The following is a 15,693-nucleotide window of genomic DNA, read 5'->3' on the forward strand; positions in this document are numbered from 1 at the left end:
GCGAGGCCCGCCCCCCAACCAAAAAGGTATCGGTGTGAACATCTGCTTGATCAGTCCGCCGACGGTGACCGAATACGAAGACGCGTCCGTGGCCGAGAACCGCGCCATGCAGCTCATCACCGAGAACGCACCCGTCGGGGTGTTGAGCCTTGCCGCAGTCCTCGAACAGAACGGAAACGCTCCCGAGGTCGTGGACCTCAACCGCTGGTACTACGAGTACCTTCGCGCAGGCTACGCAGAGGCCCGTCCGCAGGACTTCTGCGATTTCGCAGTACAGCGGCTCGAGCTCATGCCGGCCCATGTCTACGGCTTCAGCACGATCTGCAGCAGCTATCCGCTCACCCTTCGCATCGCGGAGCGCATCAAGCACGTGAAGCCCGATGCCGCCGTCGTCCTGGGCGGACCCCAGGCATCCGTCGTGGACGTGCCCACCCTCCAGCGCTTCGAGTACGTCGACTACGTGGTCCGCGGAGAGGCGGAGGAAACCCTGCCGCTGCTGCTCGACGCCATGGAGACCGGCGGTCCCCTCGGAGGCATCCCGGGCATCACGTTCCGCCAGGGCGGCGAGACCGTCCGCAACCCAAACCCGCCGGTGATCCAGAACCTCGACGACCTGCCCATGCCCGCCTTCCACCTCTACCCCCACGTCAAGGAGTGCGGTTACGTCCCGCTGGAGCTGGGTCGGGGGTGCCCGTTCGCCTGCGAGTTCTGCTCGACCAACGACTTCTTCCGGCGCCGTTTCCGGCTCAAGTCACCGGACCGCGTTATCGAGCAGATGAAGCACATCCACGCTGAGTACGCAATCACGGCATTCGATCTCGTGCACGACATGTTCACCGTGGACCGCAGGAAGGTCGTGGACTTCTGCGAGGCTCTGCTCGCCTCCGGTGAGGACTTCAACTGGTCCTGCAGCGCGCGGACCGACTGCATCGACGACGACCTGATCGCCCTCATGCACCGCGCTGGGTGCAGGGGCATCTTCTTCGGCATCGAAACCGGATCCCCAAGGTTGCAGAAGATCGTCAAGAAGCGGATCGATCTCGATGAGGCCGTACGCCGTATCGAGTGCGCCGATCGGCATGGCATCAAAACAGCGGCCTCCCTGATCACCGGCTTCCCGGAAGAAACAGTGGACGACCTCAGGGGAACGGTCGCATTCCTGATGGACGTCCTTCGCCTGGACCATGTGGAACCCCAGCTCCATCTCCTCGCGCCGCTGGCTGAAACCCCGATCCAGCGCCGCTACGCCGACCAGCTCACGCTCGACGACATGTACTCCGACATGTCGCACCAGGGCTGGCACCAAAGCCCGGCGGACCGGCACATGATCGAGTCGTATCCCGACGTGTTCCCGAACTTCTACACGGTGCCGACCCCTTGGCTGGACAAGCGGTACCTCAAGGAGCTGCGGGAGTTCGTCCACGTCGGAATGCGGCGCTTCCGATGGCTGCTGGTCGCCCTGCACCAGGACAGCGGGGACCTGCTGACGGTGTTCGACGCGTGGCTTGACCGGCACCTGCGCCACAGCGAGCGGAAGACCTGGTCCGGGCCGGACATCTGTGCTTACTACGCACACCCTCGCTTCCGGGCCGAGTTCCTCGAATTCCTCCAGGCCGACTATCTCAGCGCCTCGAAGCCGGCCCACCGCACCATCTCGGAAATGGTGAGGTTCGAAACCGCCTTGGCGGGTCAGGAGGAATCAGCCGGGCAGGTACCAGGGACGCGGGAGAAGCGGGACGGGGTCGCGGTTCTCCCGGACAACGAGGTCATCAGGCCGGAAGCCGTACCGTTCGCCCCCGAGTCGGTGCGCGGGGTCAGACTCGCCGTCGACTACCCGATGGTCATCGCTCGCCTCAAGGAAAAGGGCAGCATCGCTCAGCCTCCCACGGCGCAGTCCACGCTCGTGAGACGGATGCGGGAGGACGGCGAGGCCGAGTACATCGCACTGAGCCCACTGTCGGCCCAGCTGTGGGAGCTCTGCGACGGCAGCCGGTCCGTGCGGGAGATCTCGGGCATGTTTGCCGAGTCCTCTCCCGACACAGGCGGAATCGATCCGGTCAAAGGGAGCGTGTTCGGTCTGGGGACCCTGCGTCGGCAGGGTCTGCTCCACCTGCAGGCCGACCGCGATCAGCAGAACCGGGTATCCGACGCCGTGCCGGCCACGTGGCACGAGCGTGGCGGCGCTTGAACGCGACGACGGTGCCCAATGCCTTGTGCTCGGCGCGGAAGACACCGGCCTGCCCTCCGTCCGCCAGGGTGGGGCGGTCCAAGCGGTAGTCCTTCTTCTCTCCTCGGGCCGATCCGCTCACCAGCCCGCACCCGTGCGACGGCGCCGCGGCGGGCCGGTGCCGCCCACCGGTACGCCCTCGGCGACTGGGCCGCGGCCGGTGAGCTTGAGCAGGACAGGGCGGCAAAGGGCCGTCTACCAGGTGAACTGCCCCGAAACCGGCCGGATCGGCGTGGTGGGGATCCCCGACGGCGAGCAGGCGCCTTCCCAGCCCGCCATCGATCCCGGGGCTGTCGCCCAGCGTGCGGTGGATTCCATGAAGCTGACGGTGCGGTACTGAAGGCGCTGGAACAGCAGGCAGCGGACCACCTCGGGCGGATCGGGCCGAAGAAGACCAGGGTCGGCTATGCCCGCGACTGGCAGCTGTGGGAGGAGTCCCACGGCTGGCTCGCACCGGCACCCGCCTGCTCATCGGCGCTGTCACGGTCGGCACCTCCGTGTCGTTCGTGGCCTGCTGGACCAGGTGCATCAGGCAGTGCCGAACACGATCGAGTGCAGGATCACCGGCGTCACCGCCAAGGCCCGCCGCCACGGTTACACCCTGCCCAAGGCGGCCACCGAGGCGGCCCGTCAGGCGCTGAAGCGGCTGAAGCCGCTGAAGAACGACAAGACCCGGTAGGCCCCTGGGCGCGGCAAGGCGGCCGCCGCCACCCTGGACGACCTCAGGGCGATGAAACCGCCCCGCGCGAACAGGCACCGCAGCCGGCCGCCCCGGCGCCGCCGCACGCATCTTGTGCCGGAACTGGCCCGGCTGCGCGACTGGACCCTGAATCACCGAAGTTCGCCGTCGCCGGGCGCAACGAGGAGATGACTCGACGACGCCCACACGAGGTGAATGGTCAGCACCTCCCGTGTCCTCGACCCCGCGGAGAAGGACCGTCCCGCCCATGGATGTTCACCTGCGGCGGAGGCCAGGAGACCGGCGAGTGAGGCCCGGGCCGCGCGGGAGAGTGGCGTGGACCTGCCGATGAAGCGGAACCGGCCCGTGGGGTCGTAGCGGCCCAGCAGTAGGTGCGGTGGCGGGCCGGGTGACCGCGCCCACGATGGTCTCCTCGGTGACGCGGATCTTGTCCCTTCCCAGGCGCGGGTGCCGGCTGCCGGCATCAGCGGACTCGTCTGTGGGCTCAGTTCCGCAAGCCGCAGTGAAGGCGAGAGCGGCGGCGGTAACGGTGAGCACGAGCGTCCGGGTGTGTCGCATCAGGCATGCCTCTTGTGTGCGCCGTTGTGGTTCTTGATGCCGGAGCCGAGATTGCGGGCGTAGCCATCCGCCTTCGGACGGCCAAGAGCGTCTCTACCCGTAGGACTTGTGCACCTGCCTTCGGGCAGTATCGAGGCATTGAGTGTGCTGCCTTCGCGGTGGCGGTCGCCGAGATCTCGGTAGATGGTCAGGGCTTGGGTGTGGGCGTCGATGGCGTCGTCGAAGCGGTGTATCCCTTGCAGGGCGGCGCCGAGGTTGTTGAGTGCTCGGCCTTTGCCGTGGCGGTCGCCGAACTCCCGGAGGACTGCCAGTGCGGTGGAGGTGACAGTGAGGAAGTCATCGAACGAGCGGCGGTAGTTAAGGAAGCCGATACGCCTCTCGCAAGAACCGCGCTTACCTGCGACGGCGTGGCATCCGCTGCACCATCCCGGACAAGGCCGACCAGGACGGCAACCGCAAGAAAATTCGGCTCGCTCGGCGGCCGGGTGCCGAAGTTCGACCCGACTGACTACGACGAGCGCCACGCGATCGAGTGCACCGTGCCGTAGCCCGCGGTACAACAAGCTCGCGGTCCGCTATGAGGCGGCCGTCCCGTCGCGGCCATCAACGAGTGGCTGTCACACGCCTCACAAAGGAACTGAGGCACCTTCCTCGGCCAGTGTCCTGATGCCACGCAGGGTGGCTTCCATCCCGGCGTGCAGCTCCTTCAGCCGGAAAGCGATGATCTCCTCCTCCCTGTCCGGCCAGCGCTCGAGGGCCAGCGTGACTCCGCTGCGGCCCGGCCCGATGAGGGCCGACTGCCGCAGCCGGGTGCCCCCGCCCTCGGCCTCGAGTTCGTAGCGCCAGGACGCCATGGGTTTGGACGGATCCAGGGTCGGTTCTCCATAGCGGCCATCTGCATCCGTGACGGCCCAGGCAAACACATGTTGCTCGTCCAACTCGACCACATGGGAGACGGTCCGCCACTCGCCGAGCTGTTGGTGATGGTTGTAGCCCTCGAAGCACGCACCCACCAAGGGACGGTCCGCGCCATTGAGCCATTCGACGCGCTGCAGCTCGGGGCTGAGCCGGGCCGGCAGGCGAATGTCGGTCACCAGATCCCAGACCCGCGGCACAGCTGCCTCGACATGAACATCGCAGTGCACGCTCGGACCATCGGTAAATCGCACGTCGCCCCCTCAACGTCGGATTCCCTGATCATCCATGACCTTGATCCGCCTTCGCAACAGCCCTGGGTGCGTCTTCAGACGGATCTTGCCCAGCGTAGAAAGACGCCAGTGTGACTGCTGCTTTTTGGGAGGTGGCGGCCTTCTCGTATCGGGTGGCGATGCCGCGGAAGCCCTTGAGCCGGTCGGAGCAGCGTCGATGGCGTTGCGTCGGCGGTAGTGAGGCGGCGGGCCATGAGGTCGGTCATGGGCCAGGTGAAGTACGGCCTCGGAGCGGGCGGGCCGCCAAGCGCAGGTCCGTTCCACTGCCCCAGTGTTGCGTAGGTCTCCCGTAGCTTGATGGCGTGTAGGGGGCGGGGAGAGGGGCGACAGTGCCACGGCAGGGATGAGGTAGTGGTCTGGCACCGATCAGGTACCGTTCCAGGCGGCCAGGCGCCGCCAGCAGGTCATGCCCGAGCCGAAGCCGAGCTCCTGGGGCAGGTACTCCCACTGGATGCCGGTGTGCAGGACGAACAGGATCCCGCACAGAGCCTGCCGGTCCGGCACCCGCGGCCGACCCGCCACCAGCTTCGGCCCCGGCTCGGGCAGCAACGGCTCGATGAGCGACCATAGTTCGTCCGATACGATCCACGGCCGCGACTGACGCTTCCCCACGACCCGACCAACGAGCAGACAAGCCGATGGTTACTTGATCAACGACTTCTGTTAGGGCCTCTTAGGGTCCGCCAGTTGGCGCAGCAGGGTGTTGACCCCCTCGCGATGGCCGATCCGCATGCGCTGTGTCCGGCTGGAGGAGACGTCGGCCGATAGGCGTAGGTGTCGAACGCCGCGATCTCCGGTACGAGTGACTCGACCCGCGCCCATTCGTCCTCGCCCCACGGCCCCAGACCCACCGTACTGCGAAGCACATCAACTCACGTAAAGCAAGCGCGAGTTGAACCGCCCGCCACAGGTCGTGCCAGGGTCTCGTCCCCCGGATCCCCCACCGACCGCCGACCTGTACAACTCTCCACCGCGCAGGTGGATATCAAAGCGACACAACTCTCCGTCTACCTGCCTCCGAGAGGCCTCGGCGGAGACCACCTCCGCCACGCGGAAAGCCGGCACACACGCAACCCCGGAACCGGAACCCAGCGCCTCGTGGGCGGGCGCCTCCAGGGCGAGGCGTTCCTGGACAGCGCGAACCGGCCGACGGGCCGAACCGCAGCGACTCGACCAGCTCGAAGTCGAGCACCCACGACTCGGCCCAGCCGTCGCCGCTGCTGAAGAACGCCTCAACGTCCACGCCCCACCCCCTGCGATCCGTACGGATCAGCCTCGGCCCGGCGGCGGCCCGTTCGCCAGATGCCGCTGACACGCCGTCAAGCACAGACGATCTGCACGGCTCCTTTCTCGTCTTCCGCTGAACCGGTGGTGGCAGGCCAGAAGGTTTCGGCAGGCCATCACCGGTCGTTCGCGGCGGTCAAGAGGCGTGCACGAGTTCGGCGCAGGTGGTGAAGAAGCGGTCGCCGGTCAGCTTGTGGTGTGCGCGCTGTTCACGGACGGCCTGTTCGTCCGCCCAGTGGTCCGGGCTGCTGGCGAGCGCGGCCGCGTAGCAGCGAGGCTGACCCGGAGTCCCTCGACCTCGCCGAGCGGCCCGCGCCGTTCATACCGAGGCCGATGAGCACACGTGGGTCGGTCTGGTCCAGCTACTGCAGTTGCGATGCCGTGAGACCGGGCCGAGAGACGAGGCGGCACCGACGCGGGTTGCAGAGAGAAGGAGACCGCGTCGGCGCCGGGGGCCGACTCAATCGAGGATCGCGGTCGCCTCCACCTCGACCAGGACGTCGGGCTCGAATAGGTAGTCGACCCCGATCAGCGAGGAGGGCGGAAGCGGCACCGTCAACCCGATCTCCTCCGCCACCTGCCCGACCCCTTCCATGAACGCGTCGATCTTCTCGGGCGCCCAGTCCGTGACGTAGAACGTGAGCCTCAGGACGTCGTCGAACGACGCACCCGCCCCCGCGAGGCCCTTCCCGGTGTTCCGCAGTGCGTGGGCGACCTGTCCGGCGAGGTCTCCCGGGGCGAGGGGAGACCCGTCCGCCGACCGGGCGACCTGGCCGCTGACATGCACGTGACGCCTTCCAGTGCCCACGGCCACATGCTCGTACGGGGTGGGCTGCATCATGCCTTCGGGTGTGAAACGACGGACGGACATGGTGGTCTCCTCACTTCGACAAAGTCGGTATATCTTTGCTACCTGGTAGACGAAGGACACTTCAAGGAGACCAGGTATCGTGCCGGCTACTACGCACAGCCACGACGGCGAGCTCAGGATCGAGCACCCCCACCGGGAGTTCCTCGACCAAGTGCTCGACAAGTGGTCGCTGAGCGTCCTCAACGAGCTCTGCGAACATCCCTGTCGCTTCAACGACCTGCGCCGTGCGATCCCCGCGGTGACCCAGAAGTCGCTCACCGCTACGCTGCGCCGGCTCGAACGCAACGGCATCGTGGAGCGCGTGCTCCTCAGTTCCCGCCCCGTCGCCGTCGAGTACCGGATCACCCCCCTGGGCAAGACCATGCGGCAGCCGGTCGAGGTGCTGCTGGAGTGGGTCGCGACACACATGCCCGAGGTGGAACGCGCCCGTCGTGCCTTCGACCTCGCATGAACCGGCCTGCGCGGCCGGGGCAGCACCCCTACGACTGGACCATGCTCGACGACGAGGGACGCGACCCCTGGTGGAAGCACCACGAGACGGGGCGTCACGCCTTCCCCTGACGGTGCTCACCGGAACCACGAAGACGGAGTACTTCAAGCACCCGTACCAAGCGCTGAAGCCGATGGAGCACTGAACCGCTCCGGGGAGCTGGTGGAGGCTCGTCTCCCTGAGAGGATCGAGGCATGGCCCGTCCGTCTCCCTATCCTGCCGAGCTTCGCGAGCGTGCGGTGGGCATGGTCACGCAGGTCCGCCCCAACGTCCGACTGAGTGGGCCGAGATGAAGGCGGTCGCCGCATAGCTGGGCATTGGTTCGGCCGAGACAGCCCGGACGTGGGTCGGCAAGGCCGAGGTCGGCGCCGGCCGGTGTCCCGGGGTGACTTCGGAGGAGGCTGCGGAGATCAAGCGGCTGATGGCCGAGAACGCGGAGCTGCACCGGGCGGCTGAGATCCTCAAGGCGGCCTCGGCTTCTTCGCGGCCGAGCTCGACTGGCCGTCGAAGCGCTCGTGCCGTTCATCGACGCGCACCGCCAGGTGCCCGGAGTCGAGCCGATCTGCACAGTCCTGACCAGCCACGGACTGAAGATCGCAACGAGCACCCGCTATGCGGCGAGGAACCACACCTGCAGCACCGAGCAGTCCGTGACGCGGAGCTGAAGACGCAGATCAGCCACGTCCACACGGACAACCTCAGCGTCTACGGAGTCCGTAAAGTCTGGCGGCAACTGCACAGCAAAGGCTACCGGTGGGCCTCTGCACCGTCGCCCGGCTCACGCGCGACCTCAGCCTCCAAGGCGCCCGACGCGGCAAGAAGATCCGCACCACCATCCGAAACGACCGTCACGATCGGGCCGCCGACCTGCTCCGGCGCGACGTCACCGGATCACGCCCGGGCGAGCGATGGGTGGGCCAGCTTCACCTATGTCACCACCTGGTCCGGGATCGTCTACATCGCGTTCGTCGTGGACGTGTTCTCCCGGGCGATCCTGGGCTGGTCCGCCGCCAGCAAGCGGGCCAAAACTCGTCCTCGACGCCTCGACATGGTCCCGTGGCGCTGCGAGCGTCACGGGCCACCGGTTGACGCCAGGAGGCCGGGTGCCAGCCGGGCCGTCCAAGGCAACAGCCATGTGCAGCGGAGAAAGGGGTGTTATGCACACGAGCGGGTGCCTTCCTGGAGACTGGTGAACGAGATCGCCGGCCCCTCGCACAGGGTGGGCACAGCGGTGAGCGTGCGCAGCAAGATGGGGGTGCCCCGCGCTGGGGCAGGTTCAGGGGCGACAGAGTGCGCCGGGCACCCGCTGCAGATCGAGTGCGTACGGGAGTGGAAGCGGACGACCCGGCGCGGGTTCAGGGCACGGCGGTGGGGCAGCTGTGGGATGTGCCGCCCCTCCGTCCACGGTGCCGTAGTGCGCGTCTCGTCGTGAGTCACAACAGCCCGGCTTCGCGGTCTTCCCGGCGTGCGGATCTGTCGGACCGGCGTGCGCACCTGAAGGATCGTGGTCAGGCGGCGCAGAGCGAAGCCGAGCGAGTCGTACAGGCAGGCGGAGCCGTTCACCGGGCAGGGCGATCAGCTTGACCCGGTGCCGGATGTCAACGCAGGTGCCGAGTTCGACGGTTCGCTGCAGGAAAGGGCCCGGCTTGGTGTGGGCGACCGGGTATGGTGTTTCCCCTCTCAGTGCTGGCGTACAGGAATGACGCGCGGGTGGCCGCCCCAGACGGGACGGGGGAAGGCGACGCGTCGACGGCGCCAGATCCACGTACCACCTGCGGTACAGCGCCGAGGGGTTCACGTCACCATGTGCAGCAGAAAGTTGAGGGACGATCGTTACGACTGCATTGAATTCCGCCGAGAGCGGCCGGGTCGCCCGGCGGGAAGCGGCTCACGGCCCATGCTGTCGCGGATCAGGACGCCCCCCGCTCGGGGACGGCTTCGCGCTCCAGGACGAGCAAGTCACCGGCATTGCCGTAACTGCGTGTTCGATGCGCTTTAATCCGGGATGCCTTGGAATCCCGACAGCACGGTCGTCAGGGTCTCCTGCGCCTCGGTGTATGCCGGGGCGCTGGGGTGGTCTTCCGCAGCCGGGTCGGGGTTGACCGGGTCGTCGTCGGCGATGCTCAGCACTTCCACCAGGAAGCGGCCGTTGGTGCCGTAGACCACCGCCTGGCCGTAGGTGAAGGCCGCCTCCACCGCACCGGATCCCGGCGCGGGCAGATCCCCGATGGGCGCCAGCTTCCCGTCCGGGCCGATGGTCCAACTCGGCCCCGGCGGGGCCGAACCCGCGGCGGATGCCTCGCTCAGCACGGCGACGCCGGGGCCGTGCTTGCCCGAGGTGAGCTGAGCAGCGGTGGTCACCACGGCGCTGGAGCGTGAGACTGCGGATATCGGGGCGGTAGCGGTGCGCGAGCCACAGTCCTTGGCCGCGGCGAGAACCGCGCCGAGTACCTTCGCCTTGTCGGCGTTCCTCGGCAGGACGTACGTACTCACGCTGAACCCGTCGGTGACGCGCTCGGAGCGCAGCTCGTACAGCGCGGGCACCGGCACCGGTTTGCGTGTCGCCTTCTGCTTGTCTGTGATATCCGCACCCCCGTCTGCCTCCATCAGCCGACAGGGCGAAGCCCCCAGCGGCTTGCCCTGCTGCGGGCGGTGAACCGTCCCGTCAGGCATGCCTGTGATGCGTTGGCCGAGAGTGGAGTCCAGGATCTGCTGAATGTACGGGGGCTCGACGCCCTCCTCGGATGCATCGGCGGGCACAGCGCCCGACTCCGCCTCCGCCGACGACTCCTTGGGTGAGGAGGATGAGGAGCACCCGCTCGTCAGCAGCGCGCTCAGCACCAACACCGCGGGCAGGAAGTGACCATGACGTATGCGCATGGTTCGAACGGTACGACAGGCCAACCGAATCGCGTTGCGAGAATCCCGTTTCGTCATCCTCAGCTTTGGGCTGGGCGACCGCGACGGGCTGCGGAAGGCCTGGTGGCAGTGCCGCCAGTGACTGAGTGAGCTTTTTCAGCGCTGCCGCTCCAGGGTGAGGACGGCGGCGGCGAGTGACGAGAGCCGGTTCGGACTGCAGCGGGCATGGCGGAAGATCCGCCATGACTTGAGCTTCGCAATGCTTCGTTCAACCGGCGCCCGGGCTGCCGACAGGGCTCTGTTGATCGTCCGCTGGGTGGGGGGAGCTCCCCGAGGGGCGGTCGTCTGACCGGCGTGGTCACCCAGGGGCCGGCTCCGATGTAGGCGCGGTCGGCGAGGACGGGAATGCCCTGGCGTTCGCAGATCCGGATGATGCGGTGGGTGCGGGCCGCGGTGAGGTCGTGGGTGCGGCCGGGCAGGACGGGCGAGATCCACAGCAGGTTGCCCGCGGGGTCGGCGACGACCTGCATGTTCACGCCGTGGCGGCGGTGCTTGTGGGAGAAGTCGGCCCTGCTGTCGCCGACGCGGTCGCACTCGGCGAGTGTGCCGTCGAGCAGGACGTGGTCGGGGTCGGTTTCCCGCAGGATCCGCAGCAGTCCGGGCGCTCGGTGGCTCAGGTGGTCGATGACGGCTGTGGCATAGGCGTGAGCAGTGCCGCCTATTTTTCCGGCGGATCGCTTGATTCAGTGCTCATGTCTAGCCGCCGAAAATAGGCATGAATCATCCGAAAAGCGAGCAAAACGCTCACTGAGAGGTTGTTTTCATCTTTAGTGCGATGTTATCTGGGCTATTGCTCCCTCTGATGTACCGGTGCGTTTGGGACTGCGGGGTTGGCCGTGCTTGTTGACTCGGATGGTGTGGCGTCTGATGCGGGGATCGGCTTGCGCCTGTCTCATTCCAGGAGGCCCGGATGTGTTACGTGCTTCAGCGCGGCACAAGACATGCCTGGGCGAACGCCCCCGACCGGCGGTACGTCCAGGTCATGACCGACCGTCGTGCGTATCCGAGTGATCTGTCCGATGCCCGCTGGGAGTTGATCGAGGCGGTCCTGACTGCCTGGTGCTTCGAGCGCCGCGGCCGGGCCCTGAACTTCGGGCGTCCGCCCGAACACGAACTGGGCGAGATCATGAACGCGATCCTGTACGTGGACTGCACGGGGGTGCAGTGGCGCTGTCTGCCGCATGATTTCCCGAACTGGAACACGGTCTACGGCTACTTCGCCAAGTGGCAGGCTGACGGCGTGTTCGCCCAGCTCAACGGCCTGTTGGCGCGCAAGCAGGAGGGCCGCAACGCGAAGCCGTCGGCGTGCGTGATCGACGCGCAGAGCGTCAAGACCTCCACCAGCGTCCCCGCCGCAAGCCAGGGCACGGACAACGCCAAGAAGATCGTGGCCGCAAGCGGAGCATCGTGACCGACACGCTCGGCCTCCTGCTCGCTGATACGCGACCACGTTGCGCTGCGGGCTCTCCTCGTGCTGACGAATGCCGAGGTCCAACGCTGACGGACGACCATGCAATGCTGTGGTCAAGGCGCCGCGGCTGGCACGAGTGCTCCAGCCCCCGCCCACGCCAGCCCCCGTGACCCGCAGCTTTCGGCTGGACGATGCCCATTGTCAGTGCGGTGCGCTTCACTTCCCGCCATGGAACTCACGCAAGCGACCGTCACCGACCTTCTGGCCCGACTCGGCCCGGGGGACGGCTACCTGTACCTGCCCAGCGACCTGGACCCGCAGGAGCTGACCGACCTGCTCGACGGCAGGTACGGTGCCCCGCGCACCCTCGTCCTCGACGGCTTCACCGATCCGACGGTCGACGAGTCCAGGGGCGCGGCTCTCCTCGTGCCCTTCGAGGACCGGGCCGTGACGATACGGGCGTGGGCGTACGGGGATCAGTGGGTCGGCACGGGTACGGCGCGGGACGCCGATGGGGCCGAGCGGCCGGTGCTCGTGGTCGCTCATAGGGAGGTGCCCGAACCCTTGGCGGTTGCTCCGGACGAGGATGTCGACTGGATGGAGCGGCTCAGACGGATCACCGGCTGGACACAGCCCGCCCAGCGGCCGGACGTGGACTGGGCGGAGGCGGAGGCGCGCCTGGGCACCGCGCTGCCGAGCGACTACAAGCGCATGGTCGAGACGTTCGGCGAGGGCGCCTTCGACGGATTCCTGAACCTGATCCAGGAGCCGTGGACAGCTCTCGAAGAGGACGGTCTGCTCATCTGGGCGGGCACTGAACACGAGGACCTGTACTGCTGGAGGGCCGAGGGCGACGACCCCGACCGTTGGCCCGTCGTGCTCCGGTCCTTCGACGGTGACGACGTCCCCTTCGACTGCCAGGTGGCGGAGTTCGTCTGCCGCATCCTCGTCGACCCGCACCATCCGTTCACCATGGCCCGCTATTTCGACACTCACTGGTTCATGAACTACCGGGAGAGCGGCTGACCGAACCCCGCCGCCAACGGCCCCTGCTCTCATCGGAGGCACTCCGGATCCGGCATCGTGATTCCGGCGAACCGGCAATGCGCCGGATGATCACCTGCTATCGATCACGCCCCCGACCGGCGCGAGGCCCCAGCCCCCGCCAGCCCCATGACCAGCGATTTCAGGCTTGAGGATGCTCAATGGACTGCGCACGCCGATTGCCCCGGAGCCCATGCTCATTGCGCAGCCGTCCGCACCACCGAAACCGCCGTAGTCGGTCTCATGATCGGAGCGAGCCGTCCCGAACTGCTGCTGTCCGGCAAGGCGCTGACCGACCAAGGCCGCGTGGTCACCGTCATGCTGGAAGCCGGCTGGAGCGCCGAGCAACTGCGCCACGTCATCACCGACGGGCCCCTGACCCATCCGGTACGCATCTCGGTCGGCGCGATCCGCACCGCCGCGGTGGACGAGGTCCGCACCCGCGTGGCGGACATCGCCGCGGCCCGGCCGACCACCGTCGCGGCCTGAGACCGTCGAGCGCATGGCAAGCACTCCCCACCCGGACCGCCGAACCAGCCGTCCCGCGCGGTTCCGCGCGTGGACGACGGCGACCGGCTCGCGGCGTGCGAGAAGCGGCGCCGTCCGCCGCTGGACGTCTGCGTCGGCACCGCCCGCTGCACCGCGGCTGCGGTCACCTCCAGCCCGACGAGCCGAGGGAGGAGTGGAACGGATTTTCGTACGAACCCGCGGGTACCGCCGCGAACCTCGCGGAGGCTCGGCGGTGGGTGAACGAACAGACGACCGACACGGCTGGCAGCCTGGTGAAGAACAGCGGAACAGGTATTAACGGCAGCAGCCGTTCCGCTTCCGGGCCCCACTCGGATCGCTGCCGACCGATCGCGCCAATTCCGCGAGAGGCGTGAAGTCGATCACGTTTCCGTCGGTCGCTGTTCGCGGAAGTCCTCTCAAAGTACGCGGCTTCCCGGTCTCCGACCGCGCGATGGGCACCGTGCGGCTGGCCGTCAGCAGTTGGTCACCAACGCCTACAGGTACGCGCCCGGCGCCTGCCTGTTGGACCTGGCGGTCAGCGAAGGCGCCGTCCAGATCAGCGTCTGGGACACCGACCCGACACTGCCCGCGGCCTGCCCCGCAGACCCAGACGGGGCGGGCAGCACGGCCGTGTGTCAGAGCTTCGAGGTGCGCCGCGAGCCGGTGGGCAAGCGAGTCAGGGCCGCCATCGTGCTGGTCGACGACCCCGGCGGAGATCCGGCCGCCTGCTGTGACCGTCCCTGGGCGCAGGAACCTGGCGCAGGTGTCTACCGGCCCTCAAGGTAGTCGGCGGCCCGCTCGGCAGCATCATGGAGGGTGCCGCCGCCGGGCCGATGGTAGATCCCGCCAGCGAGCGCCCTCCAGGTCGTCGGCCGTCCTGGGGCAAGATCATCCCATCGCCCGTTTGACGCGTACCTCGGCGGCCCGGGGGCGGCGGCAGCCCTCAACTCAGGGCCATGATCAATCGCAGCGCCAACGGCTGTACCGATGTAAAGGCCGGTCTCCATGGCGGTCATGCGCTGTCCCCCACCCTGGACAGGTTTTGTGCCTCCAGGCTCAGCATGTGGTCGCCGAGCAGGGAAGCAACCCAGGAACAGCACTCTTCCGGGTGTACCCGCGGAAGAACCCTAGACACTAACCATGGAGAAAACCTGTCGTGGCGACAGTAGACATTGGCCCGTCGCAGGGTTACATTCTTTGTCGTACCCAGGAAGTCGAAGTGGGCACGGCAGACACGAACTGCCATGCCGACAGGTCAAGCAGGACACGGCCCGAGAAGGTCGTGAGCAGTACCCGCGGTATCCAGCAGTATCACCGAGTAACCGAAGGTAAGGAGCGAAACGCCATCAGGATCGCCCGGGCGAGGAAGCAGTCCGCCCGGGTACCGCAGGCCCCGGATTGGAAGGTGGTCCCCGGTCACGCATCCGCGATCCCCGCAGTCCCGCCCTCCCAGGCGGACCCTGCGGACATACAGGGCCGGCGCAGTTCGCCGGTAGATGGTGTTGAAAGCTCGGGGCCCGGGTGCCAGTACGGCGCCCGGGCCCCCCGACGCGTCCCCCGGAAGAAGAGGTCTATGCCCCCTGGCAGTTCCCGCGCCGTCACTCCTCTCGATGACGACGACTACCCCGCCTACACCATGGGCCGGGCCGCCGACATGCTCGGCACCACCCCCGCCTTCCTGCGTGCTCTCGGCGAACACCGCCTGATCACACCTTTGCGCTCCGAAGGTGGCCATCGCCGCTACTCCCGCTACCAGCTGCGCATCGCTGCCCGTGCCCGCGAACTCGTCGACCAGGGCATCTCCATCGAAGCTGCCTGCCGCATCATTGTCCTCGAAGACCAACTCGAAGAAGCGCAGCGCATCAACGAGTACATGCGCACACAAGGCCCCGAGCCGCAGTCGAAGGCCTAGCTAACCCTGGTACCCGTCCCGCACGATGCCCCGCGCCACCTCGGCGCGCGCCGCCGCCAGTTCGCCGGCGATACGGCGCTCGCGGTCGGCGTCGGCCGGCACGGCAGCGGGCAGGGGCGGGCCGGTGAGCAGGCAGGCGCGGCGCAGGTGGGTCGGCGGGTGGGTGGAGTCCACGCTGTGGCCGCGCCGGGCGCCGGCGCGCAGCAGCCGCTCGTACTCGTGGCCGGGCACGGACTCCATGTGGGCGGCGAGCCGGTCCCACAGATGCTCCGCGCGCTCGGCCCTCAGGGCGGCGCCATGCCCGCGCAGGGCTGCCTGGTTGGCCTCGCGCCGCAGCGCCGTGACGGCCGAGTCCGCGATCAGCAGCCGGTCCATCAGCCCTGTGGCGGCCTCGGTGGAACCGGCCCGGGCGGCCTCCCGGTCGGCCAGGTACTCGGCCCGCTGGGCGGCCCGCAGCGTGAGCTGGTCGAGCAGCATCAGCACCCCGTGCACGAACACGCCCACCACCACCCACCGAACTTACGAAAAGATCAGTAAGGGTTGCTCCGGTCTCGCCCCG

12 protein-coding genes and 3 pseudogenes are annotated in these 15,693 nt (G+C 67.8%); 8 read left to right on the forward strand and 7 right to left on the reverse strand.

Annotated features, from left to right (window positions below):
* Positions 1-34 precede the first annotated feature (34 nt).
* From ACFYOV_RS28520 to ACFYOV_RS28530, 3 genes are all read left to right on the forward strand, one after another.
* The gene (locus ACFYOV_RS28520) at positions 35-2,188 is read left to right on the forward strand and encodes a radical SAM protein (protein ID WP_389092404.1); all 2,154 of its coding nucleotides are present in this window, start codon (positions 35-37) and stop codon (positions 2,186-2,188) included.
* 241 nt (positions 2,189-2,429) lie between these two features.
* Positions 2,430-2,567, forward strand: coding sequence for a hypothetical protein (locus ACFYOV_RS28525; protein ID WP_389092405.1), 138 nt, complete (start codon positions 2,430-2,432; stop codon positions 2,565-2,567).
* A 195-nt stretch (positions 2,568-2,762) separates the two neighbouring features.
* Positions 2,763-2,906 (forward strand): hypothetical protein, encoded by a 144-nt coding sequence (locus ACFYOV_RS28530; RefSeq protein ID WP_389092408.1) that lies wholly within the window; start codon positions 2,763-2,765, stop codon positions 2,904-2,906.
* A 578-nt stretch (positions 2,907-3,484) separates the two neighbouring features.
* Here the strand turns inward: ACFYOV_RS28530 and ACFYOV_RS28535 are convergent.
* The 4 genes and pseudogenes from ACFYOV_RS28535 to ACFYOV_RS28550 form a co-directional block, all read right to left on the reverse strand.
* Positions 3,485-4,009 (reverse strand): tetratricopeptide repeat protein, encoded by a 525-nt coding sequence (locus ACFYOV_RS28535; RefSeq protein ID WP_389092411.1) that lies wholly within the window; start codon positions 4,007-4,009, stop codon positions 3,485-3,487.
* Between the two features lie 102 nt (positions 4,010-4,111).
* Positions 4,112-4,654 carry an SRPBCC family protein gene (locus tag ACFYOV_RS28540; RefSeq protein WP_389092413.1) on the reverse strand — a complete coding sequence of 181 codons (543 nt, stop codon included), beginning with the start codon at positions 4,652-4,654 and terminating at the stop codon, positions 4,112-4,114.
* 417 nt (positions 4,655-5,071) lie between these two features.
* Positions 5,072-5,278, reverse strand: a pseudogene (locus ACFYOV_RS28545) (transposase); the annotation flags it as partial.
* Positions 5,279-6,437: 1,159 nt separating this feature from the next.
* A complete protein-coding gene (locus ACFYOV_RS28550) occupies positions 6,438-6,848 on the reverse strand; it encodes a RidA family protein (protein ID WP_221756125.1) in 411 nt (136 codons plus the stop codon).
* Between the two features lie 79 nt (positions 6,849-6,927).
* On the opposite strand from ACFYOV_RS28550, the gene ACFYOV_RS28555 reads away from it, so the two are divergent.
* Positions 6,928-7,299 (forward strand): winged helix-turn-helix transcriptional regulator, encoded by a 372-nt coding sequence (locus tag ACFYOV_RS28555; protein WP_389092416.1) that lies wholly within the window; start codon positions 6,928-6,930, stop codon positions 7,297-7,299.
* A 2,034-nt stretch (positions 7,300-9,333) separates the two neighbouring features.
* Here ACFYOV_RS28555 and ACFYOV_RS28560 read toward each other — a convergent pair.
* Positions 9,334-10,218 carry a hypothetical protein gene (locus tag ACFYOV_RS28560; RefSeq protein WP_389092419.1) on the reverse strand — a complete coding sequence of 295 codons (885 nt, stop codon included), beginning with the start codon at positions 10,216-10,218 and terminating at the stop codon, positions 9,334-9,336.
* A gap of 135 nt (positions 10,219-10,353) precedes the next feature.
* A pseudogene (locus ACFYOV_RS28565) lies at positions 10,354-10,913 on the reverse strand (transposase family protein); the annotation flags it as partial.
* Positions 10,914-11,239: 326 nt separating this feature from the next.
* On the opposite strand from ACFYOV_RS28565, the pseudogene ACFYOV_RS28570 reads away from it, so the two are divergent.
* The 4 genes and pseudogenes from ACFYOV_RS28570 to ACFYOV_RS28585 all read left to right on the forward strand — a co-directional run.
* Positions 11,240-11,694 (forward strand): annotated as a pseudogene (locus ACFYOV_RS28570) (transposase); the annotation flags it as partial.
* 202 nt (positions 11,695-11,896) lie between these two features.
* Positions 11,897-12,694, forward strand: coding sequence for an SMI1/KNR4 family protein (locus tag ACFYOV_RS28575; RefSeq protein ID WP_389092421.1), 798 nt, complete (start codon positions 11,897-11,899; stop codon positions 12,692-12,694).
* 261 nt (positions 12,695-12,955) lie between these two features.
* Complete coding sequence (locus tag ACFYOV_RS28580) at positions 12,956-13,201, forward strand: hypothetical protein (RefSeq protein WP_389092424.1); 246 nt, start codon at positions 12,956-12,958, stop codon at positions 13,199-13,201.
* A 1,594-nt stretch (positions 13,202-14,795) separates the two neighbouring features.
* A complete protein-coding gene (locus ACFYOV_RS28585; RefSeq protein ID WP_389092426.1) occupies positions 14,796-15,134 on the forward strand; it encodes a MerR family transcriptional regulator in 339 nt (112 codons plus the stop codon).
* Here ACFYOV_RS28585 and ACFYOV_RS28590 read toward each other — a convergent pair whose 3' ends face one another.
* On the reverse strand, positions 15,135-15,644 hold the full coding sequence (locus ACFYOV_RS28590) for a hypothetical protein (RefSeq protein ID WP_389092428.1): 510 nt from the start codon (positions 15,642-15,644) through the stop codon (positions 15,135-15,137).
* Between the last annotated feature and the right edge of the window lie 49 nt (positions 15,645-15,693).

Origin of the sequence: Streptomyces sp. NPDC005931 (genome assembly GCF_042871235.1) — a bacterium.
GTDB lineage: Bacteria > Actinomycetota > Actinomycetes > Streptomycetales > Streptomycetaceae > Streptomyces.